The organism is Myxococcus sp. CA033, assembly GCF_013336625.1.
In the GTDB taxonomy this organism is placed as follows: Bacteria; Myxococcota; Myxococcia; order Myxococcales; family Myxococcaceae; genus Myxococcus; species Myxococcus llanfairpwllgwyngyllgogerychwyrndrobwllllantysiliogogogochensis.
In genome coordinates, this window is the sequence record NZ_JABUMU010000013.1 from 253927 (window position 1) to 270388 (window position 16462).

Here is a 16462-nt window from a genome sequence, read left to right on the forward strand (position 1 = left end):
GGTTGGGAGGTCGCTGTCAGGCGGTCATCCTCGCGGCGTCCTGACCCGCCGATGCGCCCTGATCCATCTCCGTCCTCCGTCCTCTCGCCGGCCCCTCTCTTCCTCTCGAATCCGCCCATCGAGTCCGTGACGCCCGACCTGTATGCGCGGGTGCGGGACCTCTACGAGCAGGGCCTCTATGTCCAGGCGCACCGGCTGACCGAAGCGGGCGTGCCCCTGGAGCAGTGGACGGGGCCTCGGGCGCGGGTGCTGGCGGGGCGACTGTTGCACCAGCTCGGCGCCTCGCGCGCGGCCTGTCTCCAGTGGACGCGCGCCTTCCGCGAGTCGCCGAATCACGCGGAGGCCCGCTACTACTTCTCGGCGCTGCTCGCGCGCCGCAAGGGCCCGCTGGCCGTGCTGGACTTCCTGGAGGGCGCGGTGGACCTGGAGTCCGCTTCGCTGGAGCAGCGCGCGGATCTGCTGCTCGCCCGCGCGGAGGCGCTCGTCGTCCTGCGCGACTTCGAGGACGCCGAGCGCTGGGTGAAGGAAGCGCTCACCCTCGTCCCCGAACATCCCTGGGTCCACGTGGTGCGCGCATCGCTCCTGGAGGAACAGGACCGGCGTGAAGAGGCGCTCGAGGCGGTGCGGTATTCGCTCTCGCTGCACCCCTTCTATCGCCCGGCCGTGCACTCGGCGGGGAGCCTCCTCACCCACCTGGGGCAGGACGCGGAGGCGCTGGAGTTGCTGTCGACGGCGTCACAGCGGCTGGAGTGCTCGGCGGTGTCGGGACAGCTCGCGCGGCTCCAGGAAGAGCTGGGCCTGTACGACGATGCCTGGGCGAGCTGGGAGCGCGCGTTGCTGCTGGCGCCGAGGCTGGAGTCGAAGAACTTCTCGATGCTGATGTCCATGTGCTCGGACACGGCCTACCTGCGCGGGGATGTGCAACGGGCCATCGACCTGGCCCAATTGAGTGGCTCTCCCTTCCACGCCCAGGTGGCGGAGCGGATGGCGGCGAGCACGGAGGGCCGTCGGCGGCTGTTGCCCGTGCGCTTCGTGCGGCAGCATCACAAGACGTGTGCGCCCGCGACGTTGGCCTCGGTGGCGGCGCTGTGGGACGTGCCGGTGGAGCACCTGCAGGTGGCGGAGTCCATCTGCTACGACGGGACGCCCGCGTACCAGGAGCGCCACTGGGCGGCGACCACGGGCTGGCACGTGCGCGAGTTCCGCGTCACCTGGGACAGCGCCCGCGCGCTCCTGGACCAGGGCATCGCCTTCACGCTCACCACGCAGGAGCCGGGCAACAGCCACCTGCAGGCCGTGGTGGGCTACGACGAGCGCCGGGGCACGCTGCTGGTGAGAGACCCGTCCACGCGCCACCTCGTGGAGTTCGACACGGAGAAGGCGCTGGCGCACTACGCCTCCTGCGGCCCGCGCGGCATGGCGCTGGTGCCCGTGGCGCAGACCGCGCGGCTGGACGCGGTGGAGCTGCCGGAGGCCTCGCTGTACGACGCGCTCCACCAGATGGACGCGGCGCTGGTGGCGAATGACCGGACGGCGGCGACGGGCGTGCTGGAGTCGATGGAGCGCGACGCGCCCGGGCACCGGCTGACGTGGCAGGCGAAGCGCGCGCTGGCCGGCTACGACGACAGCACGCTGGACGCGCTGGCGGCGCTGAGCGGGCTGCGCGAGGCGTACCCCGACAACCTCAACTACCTGATGTCGTGGCTGGGCTGCCTGAACGAACTGGGCCGCCGCGAGGAGCTGCTTGGCGTGCTGCGCGAGCGCGCTCGGGAGAAGAAGGCGCACCCCATCCTGTGGCATGCGCTGGCGGCCGAGCTGATGACAGACGCGCGCGAGGAGGCCGAGGCGGAGCGACTGCTGGCTCGCACCTTGCGCATGCACCCCACCTTCGCGCCCACGTATCGCTCGCTGGCACAGCTGCGTGACTCCCAGCTCCGTCGGGACCAGGCGCTGCGGCTGTACCGCGCGGCGGCGTGCCTGGAGAAGCTGAGTGAAGGGTATGCCTGGAGCTATTTCGTGGCGGCCCAGGCGCGAGGAGAGACGGCGCGCGCGCTGGACTTCGTGACGGACCGCTTCCAGCGCTTCGGTGCGCGCAACGCCGCGCCCGCGCGCACGCTGTGCCGCGCGCTGGAGGAGCTGAGCCGGCCGCTGGAGGCGCTCGAGTTGCTGGAGCAGGCGTGCTCGCTGCGGCCCGAGGATGGAGAGCTGGCCCTCTTCGCCGCGGAGATGCACTCGCGCCTGGGCAACGAGGAGGCGGCGTCGCGTCACCTGCGCTCGGCGGAGGGCCGGGTGCGGGACGTGGCGTGGCACCGTGCCGCCGCCATCCTTTCGTCCGCGCGCGGAGAGCTCGCGGTGTCGCTGGGGCATTGGGAGCAGGTGCTCGCACGCGAGCCGCTGCCCTCGGATGCGCACCGGGAGCGGGTGCGGTTGCTCACCGACCTGGGCCGTGCTCCGGAGGCGAAGGCGCACCTGGATGCGGTGTGCGCGCGCTTCCCTCTTCACGCGGGCCTGCTGCAACTGCGCGTCGCGTGGACTCGGGAGCACGCGCCGTCGGCGGCCTTCGATGCACTGGAGGCCTTCCTGTCCGCGCACCCGGAGGACGCGTGGGCCCGGCGCGAGCGCGCGTCGATGTTGTCGGACCAGGGACGCCGCGAGGAGGCGCTGGAGGAGCTGGTGCGCGCGGAGGCGCTGGAGCCGCGCCACCCGTCGCTGCACTACTGCCGAGGACAGATTCTGGAGGCGTGTGGACGCAACGCCGAGGCGGAGGTCGCCTACCGCGAGTCCCTGAGGATTCAACCCTCCCGGCCCGGGATGCACGCGCTGATGGCACTGGCGACGACGCCCGAGGCGCGGCGAGCCTCGCTGGCCTTCGTGCGCGAGTCGCTGGAGGGCATGGCGCAGCTCGATGACTCGGTGCTGGCCTTCGAGAAGGTGGCGGGCGACGTGCTGTCGACCGAGGAGCTGGGGGCCTGTCTGGAGGGCCTGCTCCAGCGCCACCCCGACTGCTGGGAGGCGTGGGTGGCGCGGCTGCGTCAGTTGCTGCGCGCGCGGGACCTGGACGAGGCGGCGCGCGTGGCGGAGCAGGCCACCACGCGCTTCGCGATGCTGGCGCCGGTGTGGCTGGAGCGCGCGCTGGTCCACCGGGCACGCGAGGACGACGCGGGTGAGCGTGAGGCGCTGGAGGCGGCGTGTCGGCACTCGCCGGGCTGGACGCGTCCGGCGTGCGAGCTGTCGGAGCTGCTGGAGCGCGTGGGCGAGGTGGCCCAGGCGCGCGAGGTGCTGGAGCGCGTGGGCCGCGAGAATCCGCGTGATGGCATGACGCGGGGGTTCCTGGCGGACCTGCTGTGGCGCTCGGAGGAGCATGACCTGGCGCTGGAGCGCCTCTTCGAATCGCTGCGGTTGGACCCGACGTACGGGTGGGGCTGGGCGCGGCTGCAGGAGTGGTCGGAGGAACTGGAGCGGCAGGCGGACGCGGTGGCCTTCGCGCGGGAGCTCTGCGAGGGCCCCCTGCCGGACCCCATGGCGCGGCTGGCGCTCGCGGAGCTGCTGGAGGAAGCAGGGGAGGCCACGCGCGAGGAGCGATTGGCGCTGCTCGACGGAGCGCTGGAGTCTTCCCCTCGCATGGATGACGCGCACGACGCGCGGGCACGGATGCTCGTCGAGGCGGGGCGACTGGACGATGCGCTGGCGGCCTGCGCTCCGGCGGCCTACGGCGGCGAGCCTCCCTTGGCGCTGCGTGGCCGGGCCGCGTGGGTGCTCTTCGAGAAGGGCGCGCAGCGTGACGCGGTGACGGCGATGGAGGCCGTGCTCGCGGAGGCGCCTCGCTACGGCTGGGGTTGGCAGACGCTGGGCGAGTGGGCGCAGTCGCTCGAGGACGACGCCCTCCTCACGAAGGCGCGGGAGGCACTGGTGGAGCTGGGCCCCGAGGACCCGGTGGCGCACGCGCGGCTGGCCGACGTGCGCGCGAAGGCGGGCGATTTGAAGAGCGCCATCGCCGGATGGGAGCGCGCGCTGGAGCTGGCGCCGGACTACGCCTATGCCGCGACGCACCTCTTCGACGTGCGACTGGAGCAGGGCCAGCTGGACGAGGCGGCGCGGGCGCTGGAGGCGGCGCGGGGACATGCCCCGGAAGTGTTGGTGGCCGCGCGCGAGGTGCGGCTGGCGTGTGCCCGGGGCGACGCGAAGGCGGCCGCGCGCCATGTGGAGCAGACGTTGGCGGTGGTGGGGGACAGCACCTGGGCGATGGAGCGCTGCACGGAGGCCATGCGCTCACGAGGCTGGGGCTCGGTGATGGAGCGCGCGGTGGACGCGGCGATGGCGGCGCGTGGAGGCGAGACCTCGGAGGTGCTCGCGCGAGCCTGGAGTCTCCAGCACGCGGAGCGGACGTGGACCTGGAGGGTGTGGGGAAGACTGCACACGCTGGCCTCGGAGAGCGCCGTGGGCGTCGAGGCCCTGGCGGTGTACGTGGAGCGACTGGGTGAGCTGGGGCGCACCGTCCTGCTGGCGCTGTTCGTCTTCCTGTACGCAACCCCGCTGCGCTCGCATTCGCGAACCTGGGGCGCCGTGGGTTATGCGCTGATGAAGCAGCAGCGCCGGGCGCGGGCATGGCGTTGGCTGCGCGACTGGCGCGAGCAGCCCGCCGACGAGCTGCGTCCCTGGATGATGATGAACGTGCTGGTGGCCTGCTACGAGCACGGACGCCGCGAGGACGCCGAGGCGGCACTGGCTTTGGGATTGGCGCTGCCGGAGGAGCCCACGAGCGGGCACATGAAGGTGTGGCATGCCTTCTTCACGTCGCTGCGGGATGACCCCGAAGCCTTGTTGGACGCGGCGCTGCTGGACGTGACGCACGTGCCCACGGATGGCCTGCTCAAGCTCGCCCTCGGGCTGGCCAGGACGGTGCAAACCGCGCGGAAGTCGGGGGCCCGCGCGGCGCGCGCTGCGTTGGCTATGGCCGAGCAGGGCATGGAGGGCTTCCACTCGCATGCGTTGGCGCGCAGGGCGCATCGCGACGCGGTGGCCCGGGTGCGCGCGGTGGTGGGCTGGCGCGCGTGGCTGCGCTCTTTGTTCTGAGTGCCTCTGGCCGTCAGCGCCGCGAGTCCAGCCAGGACACCAGCACGTCGGCGTGACAAGGGCCGGGCTTGCACCAGCAGCCCAGCCGCTGGCCCCGCAGCGCGAGCACGTCCTCGCGCCAGGCGGCGTCGTGACGGGTGCGCAAGTCCAGGTACCAGCGGAAGGACTCGAACGCGTCCACGTCCGGGCCCATGCGACGCAGGGCCTCTTCGCGGACCTGCTGCTGCTCGGTCTCCGGCAGCGCGCCGAGCCAGGGGACGAAGTACTTCTTCAGCATGGCGCCCGGAGTGCCGACGCCTCCGGGTTTGAACGGGTTGCCGAAACGACCGGGCACGGGGTTGGTGGGGCTCGGCTTCGCCCACGCGCGGAAGGCCCGGCCCACGTACACGTCACAGCCTTCGTGCACATGGACCGCCGTGGTGCGCGTCCCGGTCATCGGCATCACCTTCAGGGCTACTTCTTGCGCTTCTTGCCGGACGCGGGGACGGCGGCGGGGGCGGCGGCCGCGGCCTGCTCGGCGGCGACCTTCAGCTCGTCGCGCTCCTTCGACACGTTGGCCAGCTCACCCTCCAACTCGCCGACCTTCGTCTTGAGCGCCTCGTTCTCCGCGCTCAGCGTCTCCTTGTCCTTGCGCAGCACGTTCACTTCGACTTTCGCGCGGTTCAGCTCGCGCGAACCACCGCATCCGACGAGGGGAACCACCGCCAGCATCGCCACGGCCATCCATGCCTTCATGTGAGTCTGCTCCTCTGTGCCCCGGGCCCGAGGGCCTGGGGACTTGATTCATTCGGTGAGGGGAAGGGGCCGGAGGAGCCCACCCGTCCCACCGGCATCGAGCCGGCGAGCCTAGGCATGGAGCCGTCACGAGCGGAAGCCACCGTTGCGTCGGATGCGCTCACGCTGGGGGAGGGAGTGTTTGCATCTCAAAGCGCGGCGCCGGGCCCCGCAGTGCCAGCTCCTTGGACTTCGTGAATCCACACGGACTCGAGGCCCCAGGTGAAGAGGGCGCGGTGGCGGGAGAGGACGGTGAAGCCCTTGGCCTCCACGGGGCGGGTGACGGTGAGGACGCGGGTGCCGGGGCGGCAGGCGAGCAGGCGGGTGCCGAGCCGGGCCCGGGTGTCTGGAGAGAAGGCCGTCCAGTTGATGAAGACGTGGGTGGCGTCGCCGAGCGAAAGGTCCGCCTGGGTGGCGTCCGCCTGCCGCAGCACCGCGCCCGTCCTGGCCAGGGGCCCCGAGGCGAGCGCGACGTGTTGTTCGAGCAGTTCGAGGCCCAGGGCCTCCGCGCCCAGCCAGCGCGCGGCGAGCAGGGCCCGCCCGCGTCCCGCGCCCACGTCCACCAGCCGGGAGCCCTTCGTCAGCCCGGCTTTCCGGAAGAGCGACAGCGCGGTGTGCACGGGCGTCTCGCCGTACATCAGCTCGTGGAAGTCCTGGTGGCTTGCGCGCAGGACGCGGATCAACTCGAAGGAGCGACGCGGGCGGTAGGGCGAGACGAGCACCTCGCGCAGCCACAGTCGCAGCCAGGCGAGCAGGAGCCGGGGGCGCCACGCGAGCACGAGAAAATCCCCCAGCCGGTTCACCCCTTCCAGGCCCAGGCTCCAGACGCGGATGACGAGGAGTCGGGGGAGGGAGATGTGGAGGTCGTCGTCGGATGACGAATCTCGCCGCGCGGGCGGGCTGGGTGAGTCCTCGGCCATGGCTGGGGCGGGCGAGGGTAGCACTCGTGAGAGCAAGGCCGTGCCGAGGTGCCCCGCGACTTTTCGCGGGGACCCGGGTTCGTACCTCCAGACCCGATGAGCCGGCCTGACCGGCCTGACGCTGGAGATGAGCCATGAAGCGGAACGTGTGGACCGTGGGGACGCTGGTGCTGGGGTTGTTGTTGGCGCTGCCCGCGAGCGCGGCGAAGGCGGACCGTCGGCAGGTGCGCCAGCAGGCGCGCATCGTCCAGGGCGTGAAGAGTGGAGAACTCACGGGCCGCGAGGCGGTGCGGCTCCAGTCCCAGCACCGCGAGCTCCGGCGGGACATCCGTGCGGCGCGAGCGGATGACGGCCGCCTCGATGTCCGGGAGCGCGCGAGCATCCAGCGCGAGCAGAACCAGCTCAACCGCCGCATCCATCGCCAGAAGCACGACGGACAGTCGCGCTAGCCGTTCGGGTGGAGTGACTCGATGCCCTCTGGGGTGCACGCGAACCTTCACCAGGTGCTCAACCCGGGCGGGTCCTCGTGCGAGGCATGAGGTGTTTCTGAACGACCTTCTCCAGTGCCCGTACTTCGTCGTCACTCAAGGCACTGAAGTATTTGGTCCGCTTGCCTTTGGACAAGTGGCCTCCATTCTGGAGGCAGAACTGGACGAAGCGATTGCGCGCCGTGTCCGGCAGTTCGACGATGCCATCGAGCTTTTCGCGGGCTTCACGGTAGCGGACGATGAAGTCCAGTTCGTCGCGGAACTCCGTGCGGATGGTTTCTTCAGTCCACCGGTAGAGGTCCTCCGCCATGCGCGTGAAGTCGACGTAGCGGTAGAAGCCGCTTGTCTTTCCTTTCACGGAGAGGCGCCCCATCTCGTCCACGGTGTAGTCGACGAGCTTCATGAGGGGTTTGGAGAAGGACTCAAGGCAGGCGTCGTACTGCCCTCGCCTCTGCAACATGATCGCGGAGATGGGGAAGATGAGCCCCTTGGGAGTGAACTCCGCCCGGGAGAGGATGTAGTGGATGAGCAGTCTATGGAGTCGTCCGTTGCCATCCTCGAAGGGGTGGATGAAGACGAAGCCAAAGGAGATGGCGGCCGCATGAACGATGGGGTCCACTGCGGAATCCGTCATCCGCTCCAATGAGGAGAGCAGTCCTCGCATCAGTCGGGGGACCATCTTGGGCTGTGGCGGAACGAAGTGGACGTGTTGACGCAGTCCCACGCCGACGGACTCACCCACATAGTTCTGCTCCGCGCGGTAACTCCGCTCCCCGAAGCGGTCCTCCACAATCACGTTCTGCATCTGGACCAGCGCGGCCTTGCTCAGGGAGTCCCAGGAGGGAATCTCACGCAAGAGGGAGACAAACCGCGCGGCGCGCTTCTGGCTGGGTTCCTCCCGCTCGATGTCGAAAGAGGAGCGGGTCTCCTTGGTGTAGAGGTAGTCGACAGCACGATGGAGCGCGTCCTCGTCGTAGGACTCCACGATGCGCACGGCCTCGCTCGCGAGCTGTTTCGCCTCGAACTCTTGGAGGACGGAGGTTCGCCGCACCAAGGGACAGAAGTTCACGTCGCCCAGCAGGTTGTCGCGCACGCGATGTCGCCGGCTGTTGATGGGCCGGGCGGTGTAGTAGCGCTTGGGGTCGAGCAGTTCGACGTAGTTGCCCTGGCTCACATCCTCCAGGGGAAGACGCCGCTCCGTGAGGAACTCATAGAGGAACCACAGTCGCCGGGTGTTCTGCCCCGTGGGGCGTGCCTGGATGTGGTAGGTCAGCTCGTCCTCGAAAGGCCCCTGCTTCACCGCTCGGAACAACGCGGCGAGAATCTCCAGGGAGATGCCTTCGTGTTTGAGCGCGAACTCCAGTTGGTCGCAAATCGCGGGCCCTGGATTGTACGGGTTCGGGTAGGTGACGAACTCGCGCCCATCGCTGCTCTGCATTTGCTTGCCCGCGACCGCCGCGCAGGATGAAAGCTGATGGGGCGGTAGCACCTCGAGATCATGATCCGCGATGACCTTCGCGTACCCGATGGGGCTGCCTTTTCCCGGCAACATCGCGGACCCCTCCTGTCCCTCTCTCCTCGGTTTGAGGGCCTGTTGCCTGCACTTGATTGCAGGACAGGCGCACTGCGGAGCTCGATAGTTCCGAGGGCTTTAGCCCATGACTGCGTTATTTTCTGTCGAAATCGTTAGAAAAAGCCGGTTCAGACAAGAAATAATTACGACGGATGCTTGATGAGAGAGCGGCCGTGTCCGGTTCACCCGCCCTCCTCAAACAAAGAAGGCCCCCACTGTGGAGGCCTTCACGCGCTACCCGCCAGGCGGCTTCGCTTCAGGGGCCACGCGTGGACGGCGGATCAGGCCGCGGGGGCCTTGGCGCGCAGAATCTTCATGAACTCGCGCATCCAGGCCGGATGGTCCGGCCAGGCGCGGGCGGAGACCATGTTCCCGTCGACGACGGCGGCGGAGTCGATGAACTCCGCGCCGGCGTCCCGCACGTCGAGCTTCAGTGCGGGGTACGCGGCGCTCTTGCGGCCCTTGAGGACGCCGGCCGCGGTGAGCAGCAGCGGGCCGTGGCAGATGTGGGCCACGGGTTGGTTCTTGTCGAAGAAGTGCCGGACGATGCGCTGACAATCGGCGTCGTTGCGGATGTACTCGGGGGCTCGGCCGCCGGGGATGACGAGCGCGACATAGTCGGCCGGCTTCACCTCGGAGAAGGCCAGGTCCGCCTGCCACGTGTAGCCGGGCTTCTCCGTGTACGTGTCGAAGCCGTCCACGAAGTCATGCACCACGAACTGGAGCTTCTTCTTCGACGGGGCCGCGAGGTGGACCTCGTAACCCTCCTCCAGCAGTCGCTGGTACGGGTACATCACCTCCAGGGACTCCGCCGCGTCGCCTGCGAGCATCAGGACCTTGGCCATGGGTGTCACCTCCATTGGGGTCTCAACGAACGACCGCTCCATCGTCTCCGCTGGTCTGACCATCAGTCAATCAGGTAGTCTGTCCGTCATGGTTTCCGGACGGACGTTCCAGGCGGTGGTTCGTAACCCCTTGTATCTCCAGGTGGCGGAGCGGATTCGGGAGGCCATCCTCAGTGGAGGGATGCCGCCTGGGGACGCGCTGCCCCCGGAGCGGGAGCTGGCGGAGCAGTTCGGGGTGAGCCGGGCCTCGGTGCGCGAGGCGCTCCGGGCGCTCCAGGCGCAGGGGTTGGTGGTGGGGCGGGGGAAGGCGCTGGTGGCTCGGGCGGCGAGCGGCCTGCTGAGCGAGGCGCTGACGCACGTGGTGCGGCTGCGGCTGGCGTCACTGGAGGATCTGGTCGACCTGCGGTGTGTATTGGAGGCGGCGGCGCTGGAGCGGGCGGCGCGGCGGGCGGACCGGACGCACCTGGAGGCCGCGAGAGCGGCGCTGGAGGAGATGCGGCGGCCGGGTGTCACCGCGGAGTCCTTCCATGAGGCCGACGTGCGCTTCCACGTGGAGCTGGTGGCGGCGTCGGGCAATCGGGCCATGCACCTGGTGATGCTCGCGCTGCGCGACGCGATGGCGAGGCACCTGCTCGACGCGTTGGGGACGGAGGGACCGGGAGTGCTCCAGCGGCTCGCGGATGAGCACGCGACGATGCTCGACGCGGTGGAGCGAGGTGACGCGGCGGGCGCGGCGGCGCTGCTGCGCGAGCACATCGTGGGGTTCTACCGCGCGTCCGTCTCGGTGCCGGCGGAGGCCGCGCGATGAGCGGCCAGGGCGCGTGTGATTTCACGCCCACGCCGCGCCAGGCGGTTGCCCCATGACGACCGGTGGGAAGGCAACCTCGCTGCGTCAGTCAACTCATCGCCGTGAGGGCAGCCTCATGAGTGCCGAGATTGCCTCGCGAGGACGCGCGCTCACGTCCCCACTCCAGGAGGTTGCCCCATGACGACCGGTGGGAACGGAGCCTTGCTGCGAGAGTTGGCGGCGGTGCTTCCCGCCGAGGCGCTCGTCACGGACGCGGACGTGCTCGACGCGCACCGGAGGGACCAGGCTGAGTGGGCCCCCGCGGGCATGCCCCAGGTCCTCGTGCGCGCGACGTGCACGGAGGATGTGCGCGCGGTGCTGCGCATCGCCTCGGCACGTCGAGTCCCCGTGGTGCCTCGGGGCGCGGGCTCGGGGCTGTCTGGCGGAGCGAACGCGCTCGATGGGTGCATCGTCCTGTCGTTGATGCGGATGAACCGCGTGCTGGAGGTCGACGCGAAGGGGATGCTCGCCGTCGTGCAGCCCGGTGTGCTGAACGCGGAGGTGAAGGCCGCCGCCGCCGCGCACGGGCTCTGGTACTCGCCGGACCCGGCGAGCTGGGAGTTCTCCAGCCTGGGCGGCAACCTCGCCACCAACGCGGGCGGACTGTGCTGCGTGAAGTACGGCGTGACGGGGGACGCGGTGCTCGGACTCGAGGTCGTCCTCGCGGATGGCTCCTTGGTGCGCACAGGCGGGCGCACGGTGAAGAACGTCGCGGGCTATGACCTGACGCGTCTGTTCGTCGGCTCGGAAGGCACGCTGGGCGTCATCACCGAGGCGACGCTCAAGCTGCGCCCCAAGCCGCCCAAGGCGACGACGCTGGTGGCCACCTTCCCCACGCTCGCGAGCGCGGGCGCGGCCGTCACGGACATCATGGCGCGCACGCGTCCGTCGATGCTGGAGCTGATGGACCAGGCCACGTGCCGCGCCGTGGAGGCCTACAAACCCCTGGGTCTGGACGTGGACGCGGCGGCGTTCCTCCTCGCGCGCTCGGACGCGGGCGGCGAGCAGGGCGTGGCGGAAATCGAGGCCATGGCGAGCTGCTGCGAGGCCACCGGGGCGACCTTCGTCATGCACACCTCGGATGAAGCCGAGGGGGAGCTGCTCCTCACCGCGCGCCGCCTCGCGTACCCGGCGCTGGAGCGGCAGGGCGCCACGCTGCTGGATGACGTGGGCGTGCCGCTGTCGCGAATCCCGGAGCTGTTCGCCGCCGTCGAGCGCATCGCCGCCGACCGGGGTGTCCTCGTCGGCACCTTCGGTCACGCGGGTGATGGGAACATGCACCCCACCGTCGTCTTCGACCGCCAGGACGCGGCGGCGCTGGAGCGGGCGCGCGGGGCGTTCGACGACATCCTCGGCGCGGCGCTCGATTTGGGCGGCACCATCACCGGCGAGCACGGAGTGGGCGCGCTGAAGCAGCCCTTCCTGGGCCGGCAGCTGGGGGAGGAGGGGCTGCGGCTGCACCGCCGCATCAAGGGGGCGATGGATCCACTGGGCATCCTCAACCCCGGCAAGGTGCTCTGAATCACCACGCCTCGCGCGGCGCGTGGGCCTTCGACGCGCCGCGCATTTCCCGTGGAATCGCGCACGGTTGTTCGCCGACCCGGGAGGTCGGTCGAATATCGTCATCGACGATGTCGAGACCTCGCTCCTGGCTCCGACATTTCGATGAACGCGCTCCAATGGAGGGGCGCGGTGCCAAGAGAAAGAGGGAGCCACCCATGAAGTACATGCTCATGATGAACACCCCGACCGGCGGGGCGTACCAGGTCGCCAGCTGGCCGCAGAAGGACCTCCAGGCGCACATCGCGTTCATGAAGGGCTTCGCGAAGAAGCTCGGCGCCTCGGGCGAGCTGCTGGGCGCCGAGGGCCTCGCCGGACCCGACCAGGCGAAGAGCGTGCGGGCCGGGGCGGATGGCAAGCCCATCACCGATGGCGTGTTCCCGGAGTCAAAGGAGTTCCTCGCGGGCTACTGGATTGTCGAGGTGGAGAACCCCGAGCGCGCCTATGCCATCGCCGCCGAGGCCTCCGCCGCGCCCGGACCTGGTGGCAAGCCGCTCAACCTGTCGATTGAAGTGCGGCAGGTGATGAGCGGTCCCCCTCCCGACATCGCGTGATGGGGGTCGCGGAGCACGTCCAAATCGAGCACCTGCTGCGCGAGCATGCGCCGCGGGTGCTGGGCGCGGTCATCCGGCGGTTTCGAGACTTCGGAGCCTCGGAGGACGCGGTCCAGGAAGCGCTGCTCGCGGCGGCCCTGCAGTGGCCTCGCGAGGGCGTGCCGGACGACCCGCGCGCGTGGCTGATTCAGGTCGCCTCGCGGCGCATCACAGACCATGTGCGTGCGGAGGCGGCACGTCGCCACCGCGAGGAGCTGGTCGTCAGCCTGGTGCCGCCGGAGCTGCAGCTCGTGCTCTCGCTGGACAGCGACGAGGCGCTGGGGCGGGACGATGCGCTCGTGTTGCTGTTCATGTGCTGTCACCCGGCGCTGTCGACGACGTCCGCGATTGCGCTGACGTTGCGCGCGGTGGGCGGCTTGACGACGGCCGAAATCGCCAAGGCGTTCCTCGTCCCCGAATCGACGATGGCGCAGCGAATCAGCCGCGCCAAGCAGACCATCAAGAGCTCAGGGGTGCCGTTCCAGAAGCCCACGCCGGAAGAGACCGCGCAGCGATTGGGCACGGTGCTGCACGTGCTCTACCTCATCTTCAACGAGGGCTACACGGCGACGTCCGGTCCGGAGCTGCATCGCACGGACCTGTCGGGCGAGGCGATTCGCCTGACGCGCTTGTTGCACACGCTGCTGCCCGAGGACGGCGAGGTGGCGGGGCTCCTCGCGTTGATGCTGCTCACGGACGCGCGCCGGAAGGCGAGGACGGGGGCGGCGGGTGAGTTGATTCCGCTCGACGTGCAGGACCGGACGCTGTGGGACGCGAGGATGATTACCGAGGGAATCGCGCTCATCTCCGCGACGCTGTCGAAGGGCTCGCTGGGGATGTACCAGGTGCAGGCGGCCATCGCGGCCGTGCATGACGAAGCGGCGCGCGCGGAGGACACGGACTGGCCGCAAGTGCTGGCGCTCTACGGCGTGTTGATGCGCCTGTCCGACAACCCGGTGGTGGCGCTCAACCACGCCATCGCGACGGCGATGGTGCTGGGGCCGGAGGCGGGGTTGGTGCTGGTGAAGGGGCTGGATGAGGAGGGGCGGCTGGAGGGGAGCCATCGGCTCGATGCGGTCCGCGCGCACCTGTTGGAGCGAGCGGGGAAGCACGAGGCGGCGGTGGAGCACTACCGGAAGGCCGCGGCGCGCACCACGAGTCTGCCGGAGCGGAACTATCTGCTGACACAGGCGGCGAGGCTGAGCGACGCGAAGAAGTAGCGCGCGACGGACACTCTGGCGCGGCGCGGCGAACCGGTGACGGCCGAGTGGAAGGAAGGGGAAGCCGCTATGCCCTGAGGTGCATGCCGCGAAATGCGGAGCCTCGACTAGCGTTCCTGGACGGTGAGGGAGTTGGGGCTCTTTCATCGACGAGGGGGAAGACCATGTCCACCACCCATGTCATTCGACGTGGCGAGTGCATGTTGCTGGTCGCACGGCGCTACGGAATCCTGGACTACCGGCAGGTCTACGAGCATCCGGCCAATGCGGAGCTGCGTCGCAAGCGGCCCAATCCGAGCGTGCTCTATCCCGGGGACACGGTGTTCATCCCGGAGCCGCGCCCCTCGTTGATGCCGCTCTGTGAAGGGTTGCCGCGCTCTCTCACTGTCAATGCGAGTGCCCGCTATCTGCGGCTCGAGTTGCGAGACGACGTGGGCGCACCGCTCGCGAGCAGGCCTTATCTGTTGTTGTTCGGTCCCCGGGTGGTGGAGGGGGAGACGGACGGAAACGGCCTCCTGGTGCAGCGTGTTCCGCTCAGCGCGAGTCGTGCCGAGCTGGAGTGTGAGGACCAGTGGTGGGAGCTGGAGCTGGGCACGCTGCGTCCCATGCACGACGTGCCGGATGACGGTGTCGCGGGGGCGGAGGCCCGGCTCATCAACCTGGGGTACGCGCTGGCGCCGACGGGGCGGATGACGCTGGAGCTGCGCAGCGCGCTTCGAGCCTTCCAGCACCGCAATGGCCTGGCCGTCACGGGTCGGTTGGACGCGGAGACGTCGACAAGGCTCGAAGCGTTGCACGGGAGCTGAGGCATGACGGCGAAGGCGGCGAAGAGGCGGGGCGGGGCGGAAGCGGAATCTCCGAAGAAGGTCGCGGTGGCGACGGCGCCGGAGCGAGAGGCGCACCACGCGACGCTGAGAGAAGCGCAGTGTACGGACTGCGCGGTGGGACTGCTGCGGCAGTACGTGAGTGCGAGCCTGCGCAGGCAGGGGAAGGCGGACCCGGGGAACCGACGGTTCCACTTGAAGGGTGACGAGGCGCTGGAGTTCTCGCGGACGACGCCCCTGGCGCTTCAGCTCGTGGGACTGCGTCGGGAGCGCGGCGTGGCCCCGGGGTTCGAGGACCTGCTGCTCGTGCTCTATGACCCGGCGCTGCTCGTGGATGCGGAGCGGCCCCTGCTCGATGCGGAGGGCTTGCGCGAGGAGAACCTGGAGGACGCGCAGGCGTATGTGGACGCGGTGCTGGAGGACCGCGTGCACGTGCCACCGAGGGACTGGCCATTTCCGGGCGTGGATGTGTCCTGTCCGAAGTGCAAGCACTGGCGCGTGGCGATGTTCCCCCTCAGCACGGAGACAGGCCACTCTCCGGAAGAGGCCGCGCGGGGAACGAAGTCCCTTCACCTGAGCGCGATAGCGCCGGGGCTCTACAACGCGCACTTCCGAATCGCACCGCACGAGGAGGGAGCGGAGTCCTCTCCCGCACCGAGACGCTCTGACGACGCGCCTCCCGAGAAGAAGAACCAGTCCAACCGAGTCGCGCTGCATGAGGAAGATGCGGCGTCGCCCGTGCTGCGACTCTCCGAGGACGCGATACCCGTGAGAAGGCGTCACCTCATCGCTGAGTTGTTGAAGTCCGCGCAGGCGGCACACGACCAGGAAACAGACGAGGTGATTCGAGTGGGCTTCCTCGAGAAGGACACCGCGACGAGGAAGTCTCAGGCGGGGCCCGCGCTGAACGATGCGGACGTGTCGGTGACGGAGCCCCAGTCACGGACCGATGCCGCGCGAGTGGCCGAGCACCGGAAGCGCCAGGCCGTGTCAGTCTTCGAGGCGTTCAAGGCGAGGCTCGAAGCACAGGAGCGGTGTCTCCGTTTGGAAGATGCAAACGGGACGGAGACGCAGGACTTCACGGCACAAGGCAACGTGCTGTCTCATCTGGAAGTCGTGGAGGACGAGACGGCTCCGATGAAGTCGGGCCTGCGGTGTGTCTTCAAGACACCCCCGTCGTCTCCGCCGAGGACGCTGCGACTGACGGCGGAGTCCGTGCTCGTCACGCTCGGCACGACGAGTGGCGCGGGCTTCCATCCACCCGGAGTCGGAGGGCCGGGCGGCGAGGCCCGCCAGGTGTTCCGCTCACCCGAGGACTTCAAGACCTTCCTCCGGATGGCGGTGCTGTCGAAGCGAGCGCTCTGTCCCGCGCGCCAGTCGACCTGCACCGGGTCTCGAGGATGCCCGACTCGAATCCAGGACCTGGAGCCCTGTGACTTCGGAGCCTGTGGCTTCAGGTTCGACTACGTGCTGGCCGAGACGACTCGCGCGAACATGGAGGCGCTCGTGTCCCGACTGGGTGGCCCGGACTGGGACGCGCTCTTCGCGTCGTCCTGAGCCTCCCCAGTTGCGCGATATCGAAACAACGACTCAGCTCCGGACGGTGGCGTGCTCGGTGGCCCAGTTGAGGGCGAGGTCCGCGACGGCCTCCCAGCCCGGCTGCGCCACGGTGTAGTGCGAGCGGCCCTTGAGCTCCACGTACTCCGTCACCGCCTTCGACTTCGCGTAGCGCTTCACGTTCTCCC

Annotated in this window: 13 protein-coding genes; 8 read left to right on the forward strand and 5 right to left on the reverse strand. The window is 69.6% G+C overall.

The genetic code is table 11. The annotated features are described in order from the left end of the window. The first annotated feature begins 126 nt into the window (after nucleotides 1–126). Entirely contained in the window at nucleotides 127–5073 is a 4947-nt protein-coding gene (locus HUA78_RS27685; protein WP_174477496.1) for a tetratricopeptide repeat protein, read from the forward strand. 13 nt (nucleotides 5074–5086) lie between these two features. Here HUA78_RS27685 and HUA78_RS27690 read toward each other — a convergent pair whose 3' ends face one another. The 3 genes from HUA78_RS27690 to HUA78_RS27700 all read right to left on the reverse strand — a co-directional run bounded on the left by HUA78_RS27690 (nucleotide 5087) and on the right by HUA78_RS27700 (nucleotide 6767). Then, nucleotides 5087–5509 (reverse strand): DUF4326 domain-containing protein, encoded by a 423-nt coding sequence (locus HUA78_RS27690; RefSeq protein ID WP_174456247.1) that lies wholly within the window; start codon nucleotides 5507–5509, stop codon nucleotides 5087–5089. A 17-nt stretch (nucleotides 5510–5526) separates the two neighbouring features. Further along, nucleotides 5527–5808, reverse strand: coding sequence for a hypothetical protein (locus HUA78_RS27695; protein ID WP_141642476.1), 282 nt, complete (start codon nucleotides 5806–5808; stop codon nucleotides 5527–5529). A 188-nt stretch (nucleotides 5809–5996) separates the two neighbouring features. Beyond that, the gene (locus tag HUA78_RS27700; protein WP_174477497.1) at nucleotides 5997–6767 is read right to left on the reverse strand and encodes a class I SAM-dependent methyltransferase; all 771 of its coding nucleotides are present in this window, start codon (nucleotides 6765–6767) and stop codon (nucleotides 5997–5999) included. 134 nt (nucleotides 6768–6901) lie between these two features. Between HUA78_RS27700 and HUA78_RS27705 the strand changes: the two genes are divergently transcribed. Then, nucleotides 6902–7216, forward strand: a complete 315-nt coding sequence (locus HUA78_RS27705; protein WP_174456131.1) for a hypothetical protein — start codon at nucleotides 6902–6904, stop codon at nucleotides 7214–7216. 58 nt (nucleotides 7217–7274) lie between these two features. On the opposite strand, the gene HUA78_RS27710 is transcribed toward HUA78_RS27705, so the two are convergent. Then, nucleotides 7275–8807 carry a Fic family protein gene (locus HUA78_RS27710; RefSeq protein ID WP_174460390.1) on the reverse strand — a complete coding sequence of 511 codons (1533 nt, stop codon included), beginning with the start codon at nucleotides 8805–8807 and terminating at the stop codon, nucleotides 7275–7277. A 302-nt stretch (nucleotides 8808–9109) separates the two neighbouring features. Then, on the reverse strand, nucleotides 9110–9673 hold the full coding sequence (locus HUA78_RS27715; RefSeq protein WP_141642479.1) for a DJ-1/PfpI family protein: 564 nt from the start codon (nucleotides 9671–9673) through the stop codon (nucleotides 9110–9112). Between the two features lie 88 nt (nucleotides 9674–9761). Between HUA78_RS27715 and HUA78_RS27720 the strand changes: the two genes are divergently transcribed. From HUA78_RS27720 to HUA78_RS27745, 6 genes are all read left to right on the forward strand, one after another. Then, the gene (locus tag HUA78_RS27720) at nucleotides 9762–10481 is read left to right on the forward strand and encodes a FadR/GntR family transcriptional regulator (protein WP_174456133.1); all 720 of its coding nucleotides are present in this window, start codon (nucleotides 9762–9764) and stop codon (nucleotides 10479–10481) included. Nucleotides 10482–10658: 177 nt separating this feature from the next. Next, nucleotides 10659–12041 carry an FAD-binding oxidoreductase gene (locus tag HUA78_RS27725; RefSeq protein WP_174456134.1) on the forward strand — a complete coding sequence of 461 codons (1383 nt, stop codon included), beginning with the start codon at nucleotides 10659–10661 and terminating at the stop codon, nucleotides 12039–12041. A gap of 197 nt (nucleotides 12042–12238) precedes the next feature. Then, nucleotides 12239–12634, forward strand: coding sequence for a YciI family protein (locus tag HUA78_RS27730; protein ID WP_174477498.1), 396 nt, complete (start codon nucleotides 12239–12241; stop codon nucleotides 12632–12634). Continuing rightward, entirely contained in the window at nucleotides 12634–13893 is a 1260-nt protein-coding gene (locus HUA78_RS27735; RefSeq protein ID WP_174460469.1) for an RNA polymerase sigma factor, read from the forward strand. The genes HUA78_RS27730 and HUA78_RS27735 overlap by 1 nt, the downstream gene beginning before the upstream one ends. Nucleotides 13894–14057: 164 nt before the next feature. Next, nucleotides 14058–14699 carry a peptidoglycan-binding domain-containing protein gene (locus HUA78_RS27740; RefSeq protein ID WP_174456137.1) on the forward strand — a complete coding sequence of 214 codons (642 nt, stop codon included), beginning with the start codon at nucleotides 14058–14060 and terminating at the stop codon, nucleotides 14697–14699. Nucleotides 14700–14702: 3 nt separating this feature from the next. Next, nucleotides 14703–16274, forward strand: a complete 1572-nt coding sequence (locus tag HUA78_RS27745; RefSeq protein ID WP_174477499.1) for a hypothetical protein — start codon at nucleotides 14703–14705, stop codon at nucleotides 16272–16274. Nucleotides 16275–16462 lie beyond the last annotated feature (188 nt).